Annotated in this window: 13 protein-coding genes; 12 read left to right on the forward strand and 1 reads right to left on the reverse strand. The window is 41.0% G+C overall.

Translation table 11 applies throughout. From position 1 onward, the window contains the following. The first annotated feature begins 31 nt into the window (after nt 1-31). The 12 genes from H6G32_RS23425 to H6G32_RS23480 all read left to right on the forward strand — a co-directional run bounded on the left by H6G32_RS23425 (nt 32) and on the right by H6G32_RS23480 (nt 16,214). Nucleotides 32-1,183, forward strand: a complete 1,152-nt coding sequence (locus H6G32_RS23425) for a glycosyltransferase family 4 protein (protein ID WP_190462683.1) — start codon at nt 32-34, stop codon at nt 1,181-1,183. A 19-nt stretch (nt 1,184-1,202) separates the two neighbouring features. Next, on the forward strand, nt 1,203-3,344 hold the full coding sequence (locus tag H6G32_RS23430) for a GumC family protein (RefSeq protein WP_190462685.1): 2,142 nt from the start codon (nt 1,203-1,205) through the stop codon (nt 3,342-3,344). 2 nt (nt 3,345-3,346) lie between these two features. Further along, entirely contained in the window at nt 3,347-4,750 is a 1,404-nt protein-coding gene (locus H6G32_RS23435; protein WP_190462703.1) for an O-antigen ligase family protein, read from the forward strand. Next, entirely contained in the window at nt 4,743-5,882 is a 1,140-nt protein-coding gene (locus tag H6G32_RS23440) for a glycosyltransferase (protein WP_190462687.1), read from the forward strand. The genes H6G32_RS23435 and H6G32_RS23440 overlap by 8 nt, the downstream gene beginning before the upstream one ends. Before the next feature lie 266 nt (nt 5,883-6,148). Beyond that, nucleotides 6,149-7,099, forward strand: a complete 951-nt coding sequence (locus H6G32_RS23445; RefSeq protein WP_190462704.1) for a glycosyltransferase family 2 protein — start codon at nt 6,149-6,151, stop codon at nt 7,097-7,099. 31 nt (nt 7,100-7,130) lie between these two features. Next, nucleotides 7,131-8,090 (forward strand): glycosyltransferase family 2 protein, encoded by a 960-nt coding sequence (locus tag H6G32_RS23450; RefSeq protein WP_190462689.1) that lies wholly within the window; start codon nt 7,131-7,133, stop codon nt 8,088-8,090. Between the two features lie 48 nt (nt 8,091-8,138). Beyond that, entirely contained in the window at nt 8,139-9,269 is a 1,131-nt protein-coding gene (locus tag H6G32_RS23455) for a glycosyltransferase family 4 protein (RefSeq protein WP_190462692.1), read from the forward strand. 234 nt (nt 9,270-9,503) lie between these two features. Next, on the forward strand, nt 9,504-10,706 hold the full coding sequence (locus H6G32_RS23460; protein WP_190462693.1) for a glycosyltransferase family 4 protein: 1,203 nt from the start codon (nt 9,504-9,506) through the stop codon (nt 10,704-10,706). Nucleotides 10,707-11,088: 382 nt separating this feature from the next. Further along, nucleotides 11,089-12,045, forward strand: coding sequence for a beta-1,6-N-acetylglucosaminyltransferase (locus H6G32_RS23465; protein ID WP_190462695.1), 957 nt, complete (start codon nt 11,089-11,091; stop codon nt 12,043-12,045). A 135-nt stretch (nt 12,046-12,180) separates the two neighbouring features. After that, on the forward strand, nt 12,181-13,746 hold the full coding sequence (locus H6G32_RS23470) for a lipopolysaccharide biosynthesis protein (protein ID WP_190462697.1): 1,566 nt from the start codon (nt 12,181-12,183) through the stop codon (nt 13,744-13,746). A 327-nt stretch (nt 13,747-14,073) separates the two neighbouring features. After that, nucleotides 14,074-15,798: an ABC1 kinase family protein gene (locus H6G32_RS23475; RefSeq protein ID WP_190462699.1), complete on the forward strand. Its 1,725-nt coding sequence runs from the start codon at nt 14,074-14,076 to the stop codon at nt 15,796-15,798. 41 nt (nt 15,799-15,839) lie between these two features. Next, nucleotides 15,840-16,214 carry a hypothetical protein gene (locus H6G32_RS23480; RefSeq protein WP_190462701.1) on the forward strand — a complete coding sequence of 125 codons (375 nt, stop codon included), beginning with the start codon at nt 15,840-15,842 and terminating at the stop codon, nt 16,212-16,214. Nucleotides 16,215-16,367: 153 nt separating this feature from the next. Here the strand turns inward: H6G32_RS23480 and H6G32_RS27485 are convergent. After that, nucleotides 16,368-16,446 (reverse strand): transposase (locus H6G32_RS27485; RefSeq protein ID WP_190462299.1); only part of this gene is annotated, 79 nt, incomplete at its 5' end.

Raw genomic sequence — 16,446 nt, forward strand, 5'->3', positions numbered from 1 at the left:
TTAATAAACCATTTTCAGAAATGTAATAACTATGAAAATTGCCGTCATTGGTGCAAAAGGCTTACCTCCCAAACAAGGAGGAATTGAGCATCATTGTGCAGAATTATATACCCGCATGGTCAAACAGGGTCATTGCGTGGATTTATTTGCTCGGTCTTCTTATACTGACTGTTCTTGGTTTAAGGAAGATGACTATCAGGGGGTGCGAGTTATTTCCTTACCTGGGTGGCACTTGCGGGGATTGGATGCCTTTGTGTCCTCAGCACTAGGAGCGATCGCATCTTGCGGGCAACAATACGATATTATCCATTTTCATGCCCTTGGCCCTGCTCTATTTACCTGGCTTTCTCGAAAAGCCACTTCTGCAAAGGTGGTTGTTAGCTGTCAAGGGTTAGATTGGCAACGTGCCAAGTGGGGCAATCTTTCTAGTCAGCTAATTCTTACGGGTGAAAAGGCAGCTGTACATTTTGCCCACGGGATAATTGTAGTATCAAAAGACCTGAAATCTTACTTTCTTCAAACTTACGATCGCCAAACATTCTACATCCCCAATGCTCCTGCTGGATATGGCGAATCAGATCAGAACTTTACCTATGGTAAATCTCTAAATTTAACACCAGGGCGCTACATTCTGTTTTTGGGCAGACTTGTACCAGAAAAACGTCCTGATTTGGTGATTGAAGCCTTCAGTACTTTGAACCCAACTGGATGGAAACTAGTTCTAGCTGGAGGTGTCAGTGATACGAAATCTTTCAGCAGCAAGCTATTAACCAAAGTTGCAAATCATCGAGATATCGTTTTTGCTGGAGAACTCCGAGGATCTCGTCTATGGGAGATTGTTCGGGGTTCGGGGTTGTTTGTCCTACCTTCTGAGTTAGAGGGATTACCTTTGGCGATGTTAGAGGCAATGCAGGAAGGTATACCAGTACTAGCCAGCGATATCCTACCCCATCAGGAATTAATTAATAGTCAGCGGGGAATGCTGTTTACATCTGGCGATCTAGACTCTTGCATTCGTTCCTTAAACTGGGCGATTCGTCATCCGACTGAATTAGCAAAAATGGCGAAAAATGCCCAAGATTACGTGCAGAGTAATTATAGCTGGGATTACATTACTTCTGAAACTTTGAAACTTTATACAGCAGTTTTGTCTTTGGTCATTTGTTATTTGTCATTTAACTAAAAAAAATAGGATATATGTAATGGAGAAAAATATTGCCTCCTTACCATTAGTTTTAAAGCGGCGTTTTTGGCCAGCCTTGGCTACATTTACGGCTGTTATTGGGGCGTCAGTTGCCTACCTTACTTTTACCCCACGGTTATATCAAGCATCAGCGCGACTGATGTTAGATGACAAACGGGTGAGTCTGTCAGATTTGGGGCGTGATTTAACTCAAGTACCTGCGGGGACACCAGGAGGGGCAAGTCCCTTGGCTGATCAAGCAGAATTGGTCAAATCTCAACCTGTTTTAGCCAGAGCTTGGGCGAAGGTTGATTCCCAGTCTGAAAGCCAGTGGACTACTAGGGATCTGAGTAAAAATTTGCAAATTAAAATTGTCCCAGCTACAAATATTTTAGCTTTGAGCTATCAAGATAAAGACCCAATAATAGCAGCAAAGTTTATGAATGCTGTGGCTCAAACAATGGTTGAAGAAAGTGTTGAGCAAATCCGCAAAGAAGCGGCTAGTGTGCGGAAATTTTTAGAAAAACAGGTACCTATAGCCAACCAAAATCTGCAAAAAGCGGAAGCGGTAGAAAACAAATATCGACAAGCTAGTGGGATTATTTCCTTTGCTGACCAAGCTAAAAGTTTAGTTGATAGTTTAGCCACGATGGATGACCAAGAACGAACTTTAGTGGCTCAACTGCAAGAAACGCGATCGCGCGCTGCCGGACTGAGAAAAATTACCAGCGCCACTACCCTCAGCAATGCTTACGTATCTGTGCGCGGTGGTCAAGATGAACAACTAAAAGCATTACGGGCTAAATTGGCAGATTTGGAAACACAACTTATTGAGGCGCGTTTGCGGTTTACTGAGTACCATCCAACGGTGATTTCCCTAATGCAACAACAGCAAGGTATCCGTAACTACTACAATCAGCAACTTGCTAGCCTCTCGCCTACAAATCCGGCTATTCCAGGGGGCGATGTGGCATCCGATACCCTCAGTCAAAATCTCACCTCGGAGCTAATCACCAATGAGATTGAACGCTTGGCAGTGGAAAATAAGCTGCGAACTGTTCAGTATCTCAAAGCCAACCTGCAAACTCGCTTGGTAAAACTGCCAATTCAACAGCAACCCCTGACGGCATTTACCCGTCAACGAGAAGCCGCCGCGGACTCCCTGAAGTTGCTGCAAACCAAACTAGAAGAGGCACGTATTGCTGAAGCCCAACTGGTAGGCAATATTCGCATTATTGAAGCGGCAACAACTCCCACTGTACCCACTTCTCCTAAACCTTCTTTGGTGCTGCTGCTGGCTATTGTGTTGGCAATTATTTTAGCTATTGGGGTGGTGCTGCTATTGGAAATGATGGATAACACTATCCATAATGCTGCCGAAGCGGAGGAATTGCTGAACATTCCCTTGCTGGGAACATTGCCATCTCTGCCGAGGAAGATATTGAAACTAGAGCCAGGGGGAAGATTTCTTGATGATATGGCCTTGGTTGAGCCTTACCGAATGCTGCTGAAAAATTTGGAGTTTCGCCATTCTCAAAAACTGCGGAGCATTGTCATTAGTAGCACTATTCCCGGTGAGGGTAAATCAATAGTGGTTTCCCACCTTGCTGCCGTTTGTGCAATGCTATCTCGACGGACATTGGTTGTAGATGCTGACTTATATCGCCCGATGCAGCACAAGCTGTTTAACTTAGCTCCCTATCCAGGAGTTACTGATGTCCTTAACGGCGATAAATCTCTGGTGGATGCGGTGCAAACCAGAGATAGAGGTATGGATAACCTGTCAGTATTGACTTGTGGCAAACCAGATAGACGTCCGTCACAGTTGCTAGAGTCAGAGGCGATGAAGTCATTGCTGGCAGAGGCGATCGCACAATATGATTTTGTAATTATAGATACTCCACCCCTGGGAATGAGCGCGGATGCTGCCACATTAGGCCAGTGCAGTGACGGCATCATGTTGATTACCCGTCCTAACTTGACTCCTAAAGAAGTTCTCCAAAAAGCAGTGGCAGAACTCACCCACAATCGCATACCAATTATTGGGGTAGTTGTGAATGGGATGGAAAATCAAACAGAAAAGTCCTACCGCTATTTATCCCAAACTATGACTGTTCCTCAGAGTGCCGCTAATTACTCTAACGGTGTGAGGTCTCTATGATCATGTTGACTCATCAACGGGCAAATTTGATCATTTCAGCTGGTGGGGTAGGAGTGGCTCTATTTGCGGGCTATTTGGCAGGGGTGCAGCCGCTTTATGTAGGCTTGGTGCTGGGAGGATTGGCGATCGCCTTCTACTTTTTTACCAGCTTTGAGTCAGCTGTCCTGGGACTGTTAATCTTACGTAGCGCTCTTGACCCGTTTTCATTACAGCAAGTACCAGCAGCCTTTGCCATTGGTCTAGATGTCCTCACTTTAATATATGTGGTGGCGACATTACTCACCAATGGAACTGTGCAGACTGATGGTTTTTGGTGGTTGTTTGCCGGTTGGGTAGTTCTACAAGGCTTATGGGTACTCCTCCTGCTTTGGGGAGACATGAGTCTGAATACTGCTGTTTGGCTAGATAGCATCCGCGAATGGGTACGTCTCTTTTCCTGGCTAATGGTCTATCTACTGGTGATGCAGCTAAAAGACCGCATCCATCCCCAAAAGATGATCTCTGCCCTATTTTTGGCGCTCATCTTACCCCTGACGGCGGCATTATTGCAAATACTTCTGCCCCTTTCCCTCTTACCTGACTTTCTCCAAGGTAACAAAAACTCAATTACTGGGGAAATTTCCCGGATTAACGGCACTCTAGGACTGTCGAATACCTTCGCCACTTTCCTCTTACTGTTCATTGGCTTGACTTATTGGCAGATGAATCAGTCTCAACGGCGTTGGCCTTGGTGGCTGTTACTAGCTTTACTCGCCTTTTTCTATGTCAGTACTAAAGCCTTATTTAGTTTGATGATGCTGGGCGTTTTTATTTTGGTTTTGATTGCACCAAAATTGAGCTTGATTAATCTCATGGCTGGGGTATTGTTTTTTGTGGTAGTTATTGCCCTCTTTGGTAGTACGGAGTTTGGACAACAACGCCTCGGCTCTTTGTCCCAAACACCACTCCTCAATCCAGATATAGATATCTCGCGGGCAATTTTGCTATCCCAGGGTGATGGTAATAGTTTTAACTGGCGGCTGGCTCAGTGGAGTTTACTGCTAAAGGCTTGGGAGGATTCGCCAATCTTGGGTTACGGTTTGGCGACTAGCCGCTATTTAACTATTTACAACAACTACGCCCACAACGATTATGTCCGGGCGCTTGCAGAAGGGGGAATCCTCGGTTTTTTGGTTTTTATCGCCTTTCTGGGGACTCAGTTAATACACCTGATGGAATTGCTCCGCCGCAGTCCTGCTAACAGCCCTCAGCATCAACTTTGCTGGGTATTGTTAGCTCTGCTGGTAGCCATTATGGTTGGCATGACGACGGAGAATATTTTGACCCACACAACCCTATTTTTTTACTGGTGGACTGTTGTAGCGATCGCAGGTTGGAATTGGAATCAACCACAATCTTATGGCTAACTCAACCCAACAACGACCTTACCGGGTAGCTTTGGTGCATCCGAGTGCAGGGATTAACTGGAGTGGTGGCTCAGAAATATTTGCCATTGAACTGGCCCGTCACCTCAGCCCTGACTTTGAGGTGGAATTATTAGCAGGCGCTTCCTGTAGTCCTTTTTACTATCCGGCTGGGGGCATTGGGCGAATCCAGGCGCGTCAGATACTCCGCCATTTACCCATCACTCCCCTACTACAGCGGTTTTCTACCCATCCCGATATTGTAATTGAACACTTGACAAGCTTCTTACCTTGTGCATTGCATTTGTTGAGACATCCTGCTGACGTAATTTTTCCCTGCAACGACTACGGGGGTTTAGCAATGGCCGCCTTTGTCCGTACCTTGATTGGTACACCGATAGTTTATACCGAACATACAGGATTATTAGCCCAAGGGCGATCGCTAACTCGCAATTTACGATTTCGCCCCGATCATCTGGTGGTTTTCTCCCAAGCGATCGCCAATTTTGCTCAAACCTTAAGACCATCTCAACCTATCACCATTATTCCCAACGGCGTAGACACCAATCGTTTTACACCACAAGGAGAGCAGATATCCTTAGGTTTAAACAAACCGCTGGTGTTATGTGTCGCTACACTCAACCGTCGCAGTCACAAGCGAGTAGAACTAGCCATACAGGCTGTAGCTTCCCTGCCATCAGTCAGTTTACTCATTTGTGGGGATGGATGCGATCAGCAATACTTTCAAAATTTAGGAGAGGAATTACTAGGGTGCGATCGCTTTGCCATCAAAACCTTTCCCGCTGCCCAGATGCCTCAAGTTTATCGCAGCGCCGATGTATTCACACTACCCTCAATTAACGAGCCATTTGGAATCGCTTATTTAGAAGCAATGGCCACAGGCTTACCCATAGTAGCCACAGATGACGAAATGCGACGTTACATGATTGGTGATAACGGCATCCTTTGCGATGTCACCAACATAGATAAATATGCTGCTGCTATTGCCAAACTTCTCAAGGTAAATTGGCAGCAAAAAATCAGACAAAATGCCTTACATTTTAGCTGGAACACACTAGCAAAAACCTACCGCAATCTAATTTCACAAACAATCTTACACACTCAAAAATCTTAACTTCATTAATAAAAAGCAAAAATAATCTCAGACAAAATTGCCACAACAACCGCAAACAATCTATAAAAACCCCTTTCTCCTCTCCTTCCTCTTACCTCTGCGTCCTCTGCGCCCTTCGGGTTCACCAGTCGCTCATGGGGAGCCACTGCGTTGGACGGGTTCCCCGGCTTAAAGCACGTGGCGTGGAAACCCCCTGTTCTGCGCGCTGGCTCACCTCTGCGGTTAGTTAAAAAACCATATTCACCAACTAAACAAAAATGCCAAACATCCCCAAAGTCTCTATTATCATCCCAGCCTATAACGCCATGACATACTTGCCAACAACCCTAGCAAGTGTCCTCCAGCAGACCTTCACAGATTTTGAAGTATTAATTATTGATGATGGCAGTACAGATCATCTTCACCAATGGATCACAGAAATACTAGACTCACGTGTCAAATTAATAAGGCAAAACAATCAGGGCATATCCGCCGCCAGAAACACAGGAATTAACAACAGTAAAGGTAAATATATTGCATTTTTAGACGCTGATGATTTATGGGAAACAACAAAATTAGAAGAACAAATTTACCTCCTAGATAATAATCCCACAATCGGCTTAGTATACACCTGGATAAAATTAGTTGATCACCATGGTAAATCTTCCGGTCGCATCATAAAATCCCATATACAGGGTAATATGTGGCAGCAAATAGTTGAATACAACCCAATCCAAACCTCAACAGTCATAGTCCGTCGTGATTGTTTAGATAACGTAGGCATATTTGACCAAAATTTATCCTCAGCTGAAGATTGGGAATTATGGGTTCGCATTAGCTTTCATTATCCCTTTGCAGTCATCAAAAAACCTCTAGTTAACTATCGACTACACCAAAATAACATCACCAAAAACTGGCAAATCACAGAACAAGGTCTATCTTTAGTCATTGAAAAAGTATTTGCATCCCTCCCGTCAGACATCCAAAACTTAAAAAATCGCTGCTACGGTCGAGGAAACTTATATATCGCCTGGAAAACCCTGCAAACTGGCGATAAAAACTGTCAATTGTCCCTTGATTTTCGACACAAAGCCATCAAACATTATCCTCAGTTACGCTACTCTCCCCAGTTCATTCGTCTAAGTTTAGCAATTATGATTAGGCAATTGCTAGGAACTGACAGTTATAGCAAATTGCTAACACTAATCTATACTTTACGTCGCCATCTAGCGCAATAATATTTACCAGAAATATCAGGAGTTTCAACCTATGCCAAAAGTTTCTGTTGTCATTCCCGCCTATAACGCCATGATTTATTTACCAGACACTTTAGCAAGCGTTTTGCAACAAACTTTTACAGATTTTGAAGTCTTCATTATTAATGATGGTAGTACAGACAATATCAAACAATGGGCTACTCAAATAGTAGATCCCCGTGTGAAATTAATCTCCCAACAAAACCAAGGTGTATCTGCCGCACGTAACACAGGCATTGCTCACTCAACAGGGGAATTTGTCGCCTTCTTAGACGCTGATGACCTATGGAAACCAACAAAGCTAGAAAAACAAGTACATTGTCTAGAAGATAATTCAGCCGTGGGTTTAGTGTATACCTGGACAGCTTTTATCGACCAGTCGGGTAAATTCACAGGCATATTACTAGCGAATCATGTAGAGGGAAATGTCTGGGAGCAAATTGTTGTCTTAGATATGATATCTACTGGTAGTTCCCCAATGGTTCGCCGTAACTGCTTTGACACTGTGGGACTATTTGACCCTAATATTAGGGGTGGTGAAGATAGAGATATGTGGAGCCGCATCGCTGCACATTATCCCTTCAAAGTAGTCAAAGAACCCTTAACTCTCTATCGCCGACACTCCAGCAATACAACAAAAAACAGCAACAAAATGCTTCAGGAATTGCGCCTGGTTATCGAAAAAACCTTCCAGTCTGCTCCAATAGAATTGCTGTATTTACGAACCCGAAGCTATGGCTGGATGAATATATTTGCAGCTTGGTCTTCTCTATTAGACGAGAGTAACTTAAACCAGGCAATGCATTACCGTCAGCAGGCTATTTTGCACTACCCCCAACTACGCTACACCTCCATCTATATCCGCTTGAGTTTAGCAATAGCAATAACATACTCCTTCGGAACTCAAGGCTACGCTCGCTTGCAAAGAATGACTCATCGCTTGCGTCGGCTGATGTTAGATGTTGCCACCTAAAATCACATTTTTGTATTCATAAATTTAAATCTTACTATAGTAAATTATATGATAAAAGTCTTTATTATATGTTCTGGTCTTGGTTATATTCAACGCGGCTATGAGTCTTTTTCTCAAAGCTTTTTTGATGCCTTCTCACAAAGCGATGATCTAGATGTCACTCTTTTTAAAGGTAGGGGAAAAACTTCTAGTCAAGAAATTACTTTATGGAATATACCCCATACTTCTAAAATAAGTTATCAACTAGGCAAACTTTTTAAAAAACCAGATAGAAGAGATCCATACTTCATTCATCAACTATCATTTTTTCTCAGCCTCCTACCACATATACATCTTAAAAAGCCAGACGTTATTTACTTTGCTGAACCAACTTTAGGCACTCTACTTTGGCGTTGGCGTTCTTTAACCAACCAAAAATATAAGCTTTTATTTCGTAATGGTGGCCCCTGTAAACCAACTATATTTTATCGCTGGGATCATATACAACAAATGGCTCCTACTCACATGCAAACAGCTTTAGATTTAGGCATACCTATTAAAAAACAAAGTTTGCTTCCTCATTCAATTCATGTACCCTCTGAATTTCACATACTTGCGGCTAGGGAACGACAAGTTTTGCGGCATCAGCTTGGACTGCCGGAAAAAAGACATTTAATTCTTTCAGTAGCAGCTATTAATAAATCTTATAAACGTGTGGATTATGTGATTCGTGAAATCGCTAGTATGCCTGAGCCACGTCCTTATCTTTTATTACTAGGTCAACAATGCAATGAATCGCCAGAAATTATACAGATGGGCTATAGCTTATTAGGAAAGGATAATTTTCAGATAAAAACTGTTGCCAAAAATCAGGTAGCAAATTACTACAAAATTGCTGATGCTTTCGTTTTAGCTTCTCTATATGAGGGATTCGGCATCGTATTTTTAGAAGCAATGTCTCATGGCTTACCCTGTTTAGCTCATGATTATGAAATTACTCGCTTTATATTGGGTCAATATGGCTATTTAGCTAACTTTGAATTAACAGGTAATTTCGCAAACTTAGTACCTCAAGCATTAGCAGAATCCCATGATATATCTAAACGTTATCTTCGTCATAAAACTATCTATGAACGTTTTAGCTGGGATAAACTCCGCCCAGATTATCTCAATTTAATGAAAGAATGTGCCAACATCTAAGTAGTAACTTCAGTGACAAAACATTAGATAGAAGTTACGCAAGTGTCACACTCAACGTAAGATTCTAGGGTGCGTCAGATATCGAAAATCTATTGATTGTTACCGAATTATCGAGTCTGATGCACCCTACAAAGCCATGCCAGTTGCGTAAGTCTTTATTAGATATCCTCAGCAGTGCCAATTGGAAATAAAAGCATCTAAATTATTACCAATTAATTAAGGAAATACAAATTTATGCACTTAATTGTTTTAGAACTGGAGCCTACTTCTTTTCGGGGCGGACAGGAGATAGTTTTGTTTGACATTTGTCGTAGTCTAGCACAACGTGGACATATTATCAGTCTTCTCTATACTAAAGAAGGTAATTTACTTGAGCAATATCAAAATTTTTGTACCCATGTAGTAAAGGTTAATCTATTTACAATTTATCCACCTCAAAACACTTTACATTTTTTGGTTGATATTTGGAATATCAATAAAAAAATTAGCACTACTAAAAATAGTATTGTTCTGAGTAATCAGTATCAAGATACTTTTTTTGCACGGGCTTTAGCTTTAGTTAAAAATATTCCTCTTGTTTGTTATCTCCATCTACCTCCACAGGAAAAGCTCATTAAATTTGAAGATATCAAACAGTATACTAGGGATATATATATTAGGTGGCAATGGCATTTGGGAATGAAGGGAGTTAATCAGTTTATTGCAGTTTCAAATCAAACAAAGTCTGACTGGCTTAATAAGGGATATCAGGAAAATAAAATAGATGTTGTATACAACGGTATTGATTTGGAGGTATACAAACCAACAATTAATTTTTCTTTAATTAGGAAAACATGGCATATTTCTGAAGATATCAGAGTCATATCCTATGTAGGCAGGCTAGATAAAGAAAAGGGTTTAGAAACTCTAATTAAAGCCTTTGCGTTATTGCTGAAAGCCTGTACTAAAACTAAGCTATTAATTGCGGGAAAGTCTTTATTTCACGGTGAGGAGTACAAAAAATATTTAGAACAGCTATCAACTGATTTGGGTATAGAAAATTATGTGGAATTCCTTGGACATTTAACTAATCCTATCGGTTTGTATCAGGTTAGTGATTTAACAGTTTTACCCAGTCTATGGTCTGAACCTTTTCCTCGGTCGATTATCGAGTCAATGGCTTGTGGTACTCCGGTAGTAGCTAGCAATACTGGAGGAATTCCAGAAAGCTTGACAGGAGAGTTTAAACATGGGCTATTTCCACCGGGAAATGAACAAGATTTATCAGACACTCTTAATCACCTGATGAATTGGAGAGATAAAGACTCTCACCTAGGAGAGAGATGTCGTCAGCATATTTTATCTAAATTTAGTATAAACAAAATGGTAGATGGTGTTGAGAAAATAAGTACTAGTACATTGATTAAGCAATTCAAAATTAAAAATGGTAACTCATAATTGTAGATAAATTATATATATGTGGAACAAATCAAGTAGGACTTACGCATTGACAAAAAATTATAAATATCAATGCTGGTTTTATAGATTTAAAATGTTAATCCGTGCGTTAGGGAACGCACGCTACGGGTAGGATGCATCCCCTGACTCATCAAAACACCATTAAAAAAGCCCAAAATTAGGATCAATTTCTACGGTGCGTAAGTCTTAAGCTGTTGGGCTTTTAATTTGAACATCAAGGGCGGGCTTTCCTGCCCACCCCACAAGAGTTAGATTGAATGATGGTATGCACATTATAGGATTGTCAGCTTATCAAGTTTAGATTTTAGATAACCTGATTAATGTTTGGTTCATTTTTTGTAAATTTAATCAAACTTAAAATATGAACATAGCATATATAGTTTTGGCACATAAATACCCTGAGCAGTTAATACGACTGATTATTAGACTTAGTACAGAAAAAACTTATTTTTTTGTGCATATTGATCAAAGAATGAACTCTAAAGCTTATCAGCAAATAGTTAGGGAAATTAGTCATATTTCAAATGTTTTCTTTTTAAAGAGACGTAAGTGCTATTGGGGTGATTATAGTCTTGTAGCTGCTACCCTCGAAGGATTTAAAGAAATCTTCTCTAGAAATATTGATTTTGACTGGCTGATACTTCTATCTGGACAGGATTATCCAATAAAATCAAATAGCCAAATTCAAGAATTTTTACGCAAAAATATAGGAAAATCCTTTGTGGACTACTTTCCGCTACCACGCCCTGAAAATTTATCGCCAAAATGGACAAATGGCGGTTTTGATAGAATAAATTATTGGCATTTTTGTTTATTTAATCAGCGTTTTGTATTTCCTGGTAAGCGAAGATTAAATACTTACTATGCTTACCATGTAAAGCCAACAATTCTGGATCGCATCATATCTAGATTATGGTTTTGTTTGGTTTTATTTTTTCCTATTAAACGCAAATTTCCTCAAGGCTTTCAACCATTGGCAGGCTCTCAATTTTGGTGTTTGTCTAGAGAATGCGGGGAATACATATATAATTTTATTCAACAAAATCCGACTTTTGTTAATTTTTTCAACTATGTCGATGTTCCAGATGAAATATTTTTTCAGACGATTATTTTAAATTCACCTATCAGAACTACTGTAATCAACAATAATTTATGGTATATGGATTGGCAAAATCCCAATCCAAATCTTCCTGCAATTTTAGGTGAAAATGATTTAGATAAACTCATTAATTCTTCATGCTTATTTGCTAGAAAGTTTGATGCCTACCAAGATATAGAAATATTAAATAGCCTCGATAAACAAATATTAAAATCTTAAGATAGCAGTCCTAAATTATTATTCTGCAAGATGTCTCATTGCTCTTTCTGTGGGATTACTTTAAAAGATAATTTACACAAAAACTCAGATATCTAAAAAGTCTTACTAATTACCTGAATTTAAATATCATTAATTATGTCGCTTTCTAAACGAATTGCTTTCGCAGTTACTATTTCCTGGCTAAGTCGGGTGTCGATAATTTTGTCAGGTTTTGTTTTGACTCCAACTCTTTTCCGCTTCATGCCAAAAGAGGAACTGGGACTTTGGTATTTATTATCTAACAGCCAATTTTTTTTGGGGTTGCTGTCTCTGGGAATCATGCCAACTTTAGGGCGGCACATTGCTTTGGCTAAGGGTCGGAGTGGTGCTAATCCAGAAGTGGAATTAACACAGGAAACTAAGGAACATATTGGAGATTTATTAGTTACAGGTCGATTTATCTTACAGTGGCTAGCAGTAGGTATTTTCTTTATTGCTTGGGGCGCTGGTTATGTCTTAATCAATCAAATTGAGTTAGTCCAAGTATCTCCTCAGAAAGTATTTTGGTCTTGGTTACTAATGTGTGCTGGTTATGCAATAGGAGTTTGGCTTTCTTACTTTGATTGCTTGCTTGGTGGTATGGGATATGTAGGCTGGAATAGTTTGATTTGGATGGTAGTAAGCATCCTCACTACTTTTGTTAATATTGCTGCGGTGTTGTTGGGGGGCGGGCTGTTAGCTTTGGCAGCAATTTCTGTAGTTGCTAGCTTAATCCAACGATTTATATTTGTGGGAATTATTCGTTGGCGTTTTCCTGAATTGTTGAATTTTCAGGGTAATTGGAATGCTGGATATGCTAAGGCACTAGTGAAACCATCTTTGTATTGGTGGCTAACTGATTTGGGAGCATTTCTAATTTTACGTACTGATTCCTATTTTATTGCTTACTTGAAGGGAACGCAAAACATTCCCAGTTATCAAGCCGCGTACACATTGGTATTTAATCTGTATCAGGTAGCTATGGCTATTTCATATTCTTCATCAGTTTTTATTAGTCAGGCATGGCAAGCTGGAGATTTAAGTGCAATTCAGCAGATGACCCTACGTAATGCACGCATAGGATTATCTATCATGGCGGCAGGTATCGCTTTTTTGATGGTGGCAGGTAAAGAATTTATTGAATTGTGGTTGGGTGAAGGGAACTTTGTTGGTCAAAATATTTTAATTATTTTTTGCATTATGCTTACCCTAGAGTCACAGCACGTAATTCTTGTCACTAGTTCCCGTGCGACTGAAGATGAAAAGTATGCTCCTTGGTCTTTAAGTGCGGGTGTTCTCAATCTAGTGTTGACATGGGTTTTAGTTAAGCCATTGGGTTTGCTAGGAGTAGCAATGGGCACAATGTTGGCGCAGATGTTGACAAACAATTGGTATGCTGTCTATAGACCAATGGTACGCTTGCATCTTAACTTTAGGGTCTACTTGCGTCAGGTAGTTGGTTTATGGGCTATTGTCTTGGTATGCTGCTTGAGCTTGTCTTGGTTGGTCAAGGAAGGTCTGCTAGGGTTGGGAATTAACTCTGCATGGGCTGTAATTGCTGCTACCGCAGGAGTTTGTGTTGTGGTTTTCTTGATTTTATCTTGGAGCCATGTTTTGGAAGACCATCATCGCCGAAATGTTCAGGCAAAGCTGGAAGGTTGGGTCAGACGGTGGGAATCTTAAGTAATCAATAGTAATAGTCACTTTTAGCTTTCTGCTGATAATCTTCTGTTAGGGTAACTAGTTGTAGTTATATAAAGAATAATTAAGAATATATAAAATATTCAAGATTTTTGATGAAAGTTTGTACTTTTACAAAGTATAATTAAGAAAAAGATAAACAAATCCGGGCAGTTGAGATGGGCTAAGTTTGCCTTAACTAATGTCTAGAGAATTGCAAAGTTTAATTCTTTTAAATAAAAAACTACCATTATCCTGCGCTGGCAACTAGTTTGTAGGTCAGGAAAAAACGAAAGTGTAAACTTCCCAGTTGTAGAGGCAAATAAAGGCGTGGGACAGTATCAAGCTGCTCAGTTAAGGCAGTACAATCCAGACGCGATCGCTCGTTACTATCGTTATCGTCCCTGGCAAGCTTGGGGGCGATTGCTGAGTATTATCTGGTTCTTTGCCGGATTTATACTCAGTCTGAAGTGGGACGAATGGCAAGATCAAGTTGAGCTGAACCAGGGGAAACGAGCTACTCAGCTGCGAGAACTGCTCACTAGGCTCGGTCCGACTTTTATTAAAGTTGGTCAAGCCTTATCCACCCGACCTGACTTGATCCGCAAAGATTTTTTAGAAGAACTGATCAAGTTACAAGACCAGTTGCCACCTTTCGATAATGACTTGGCCTACCAGCTGATCGAAACCGAACTTGGTCGCCCAATTAACGAAAGTTTTAGCGAACTGTCACCAAAGCCAGTAGCTGCTGCTAGCTTGGGTCAAGTATATCGCGGTCGTTTGTTGAGCGGCGAAGAAGTAGCTGTGAAGGTGCAACGCCCCAACTTACGCCCGATACTCACACGGGACTTATATCTAATGCGTTGGGCTGCGGGTTGGCTTGCTCCTTGGCTACCGCTCAATCTCGGTCACGACTTAACTTTAATTGTGGACGAGTTTGGCACGAAGTTATTTGAAGAAATTGATTATATCCATGAAGGTCGCAACGCCGAAAAATTTGCTATCAATTTCCGCAATGACCCGCTAGTTAAAGTTCCGGGTATTTACTGGCGTTACACGAATACCCGCGTTTTAACTCTGGAATGGATTAATGGTTTCAAGCTGACAGATACTAAGAGCATCCGCGAAGTAGGTTTAGATCCAGAGGCGATCATCCAAATTGGTGTTACCTCCGGTTTGCAGCAACTGTTGGAACATGGTTTCTTTCATGCTGACCCCCATCCGGGCAATTTGTTTGCGATCGCTGATGGTCGCATGGCTTACATTGACTTTGGGATGATGGATCAGTTGGAGGAAACCACCAAAGAAACTCTGGTGGATGCCCTGGTGCATTTGGTGAATAAGGACTACACCGACTTAGCGGAAGACTTTGTCAAACTGGGATTTTTGACTCCAGACACGAATATTGCCCCGATTGTGCCAGCATTAGAGTCAGTGCTAGGTAACGCCATTGGCAAAAACGTCAAGGATTTTAACTTCAAAACCATCACCGATGAATTCTCGGAACTGATGTATGAATATCCTTTCCGAGTGCCGGCGAAGTTTGCTTTGATTATTCGTTCACTGGTGACACAAGAAGGTATTGCCCTGAGCCTCAACCCGAATTTCAAAATTGTTGAGGTGGGTTATCCATACATAGCACGGCGGTTGCTGACGGGAGAATCTCCTGAATTACGGCGGCGGTTACTGAATGTGTTGTTCAAGGATGGCAAGTTCCAGTGGCAGCGATTAGAGAATTTGATAGCGATCGCCCGCACTGATGGCAACTTTGATGTTTTACCCACAGCCAAGATGGGTTTGCAATATATGTTGTCTGAAGAAGGCAAGTTTCTCCGCAGACAGTTGGTACTTGCTCTCACTGAAGATGACCGTCTCCACACTGAAGAAGTCCAACGCCTGTGGAACTTAGTCAAAGACGACTTACCACCGAATCGCTTGTTAAATGTGGCGATCGGCATCTTAACAGAGTTATCCAAAGAAGGCGTAGCTGCTATCCTCCCAAAGGCTACATCCCTTATTCCTTCTGACGGCAAGCAGTCACCAGGTAAAAAGTAAAAACTGCACCTTTTACCTTTTAATCACAATCAGGAGAATTCATGTATTATTTCCCCCAGCAACCGCCATATATGCTATTACTTGTTGGGTTCCTCATAGCTTTAACTTCCGGTTTGGCTTTATCTGGAACTTTGAAATTAATTGTGCAAAAATGGCCAAGCGATCGCTCAGAAAATACTAAGCCACGTTCCTCATTGAAACAATTATTTGTGCCATTTATCGGCATAACTGGCGGTGTTTGTCTGTTTCTCTCCTCAGGTTTAGAAATATTTGGCTTTCCCTCACCCTTAGCTTTAGGAGTTGGGTTGCCTGTTAGCCTACTGACTTGTTTGCTAGTTTGGTTGCAGTTGGGAAGTTTATTAGAATTTGCACAACGGGAAGGAATGCAATCTCTAGACTTAGATTCTTGGTCTTAGAGATAGAAATAATCTAAGTAACTGAACATCGCCGAATCAGAGCATCCGTTTGGGGTGTTCAGTTCCCCAAGGAATACCAGGTTCTTAAACCAAGTAACCATCGGCAGCATTAGCTTTATGGCTCTTCAGTACTTGTTATGCCAAAATAATAAGCTAAACCCAATTTAATAAACATCTAACTCTAAAGTTTTCAAAATTTCTAAATCCATAACCAGAACGTTTAATCAGCTTA

The organism is Cylindrospermum sp. FACHB-282 (assembly GCF_014697195.1).
Taxonomy (GTDB): domain Bacteria; phylum Cyanobacteriota; class Cyanobacteriia; order Cyanobacteriales; family Nostocaceae; genus Cylindrospermum.

Coding starts and splice junctions, on each gene's coding strand:
- H6G32_RS23470 (WP_190462697.1), top strand. CDS start 12,181: ATGTCGCTTTCTAAACGAATTGCTTTCGCAGTTACTATTTCCTGGCTA.
- H6G32_RS23480 (WP_190462701.1), top strand. CDS start 15,840: ATGTATTATTTCCCCCAGCAACCGCCATATATGCTATTACTTGTTGGG.
- H6G32_RS23435 (WP_190462703.1), top strand. CDS start 3,347: ATGTTGACTCATCAACGGGCAAATTTGATCATTTCAGCTGGTGGGGTA.
- H6G32_RS23460 (WP_190462693.1), top strand. CDS start 9,504: ATGCACTTAATTGTTTTAGAACTGGAGCCTACTTCTTTTCGGGGCGGA.
- H6G32_RS23430 (WP_190462685.1), top strand. CDS start 1,203: ATGGAGAAAAATATTGCCTCCTTACCATTAGTTTTAAAGCGGCGTTTT.
- H6G32_RS23450 (WP_190462689.1), top strand. CDS start 7,131: ATGCCAAAAGTTTCTGTTGTCATTCCCGCCTATAACGCCATGATTTAT.
- H6G32_RS23455 (WP_190462692.1), top strand. CDS start 8,139: ATGATAAAAGTCTTTATTATATGTTCTGGTCTTGGTTATATTCAACGC.
- H6G32_RS23465 (WP_190462695.1), top strand. CDS start 11,089: ATGAACATAGCATATATAGTTTTGGCACATAAATACCCTGAGCAGTTA.
- H6G32_RS23440 (WP_190462687.1), top strand. CDS start 4,743: ATGGCTAACTCAACCCAACAACGACCTTACCGGGTAGCTTTGGTGCAT.
- H6G32_RS23425 (WP_190462683.1), top strand. CDS start 32: ATGAAAATTGCCGTCATTGGTGCAAAAGGCTTACCTCCCAAACAAGGA.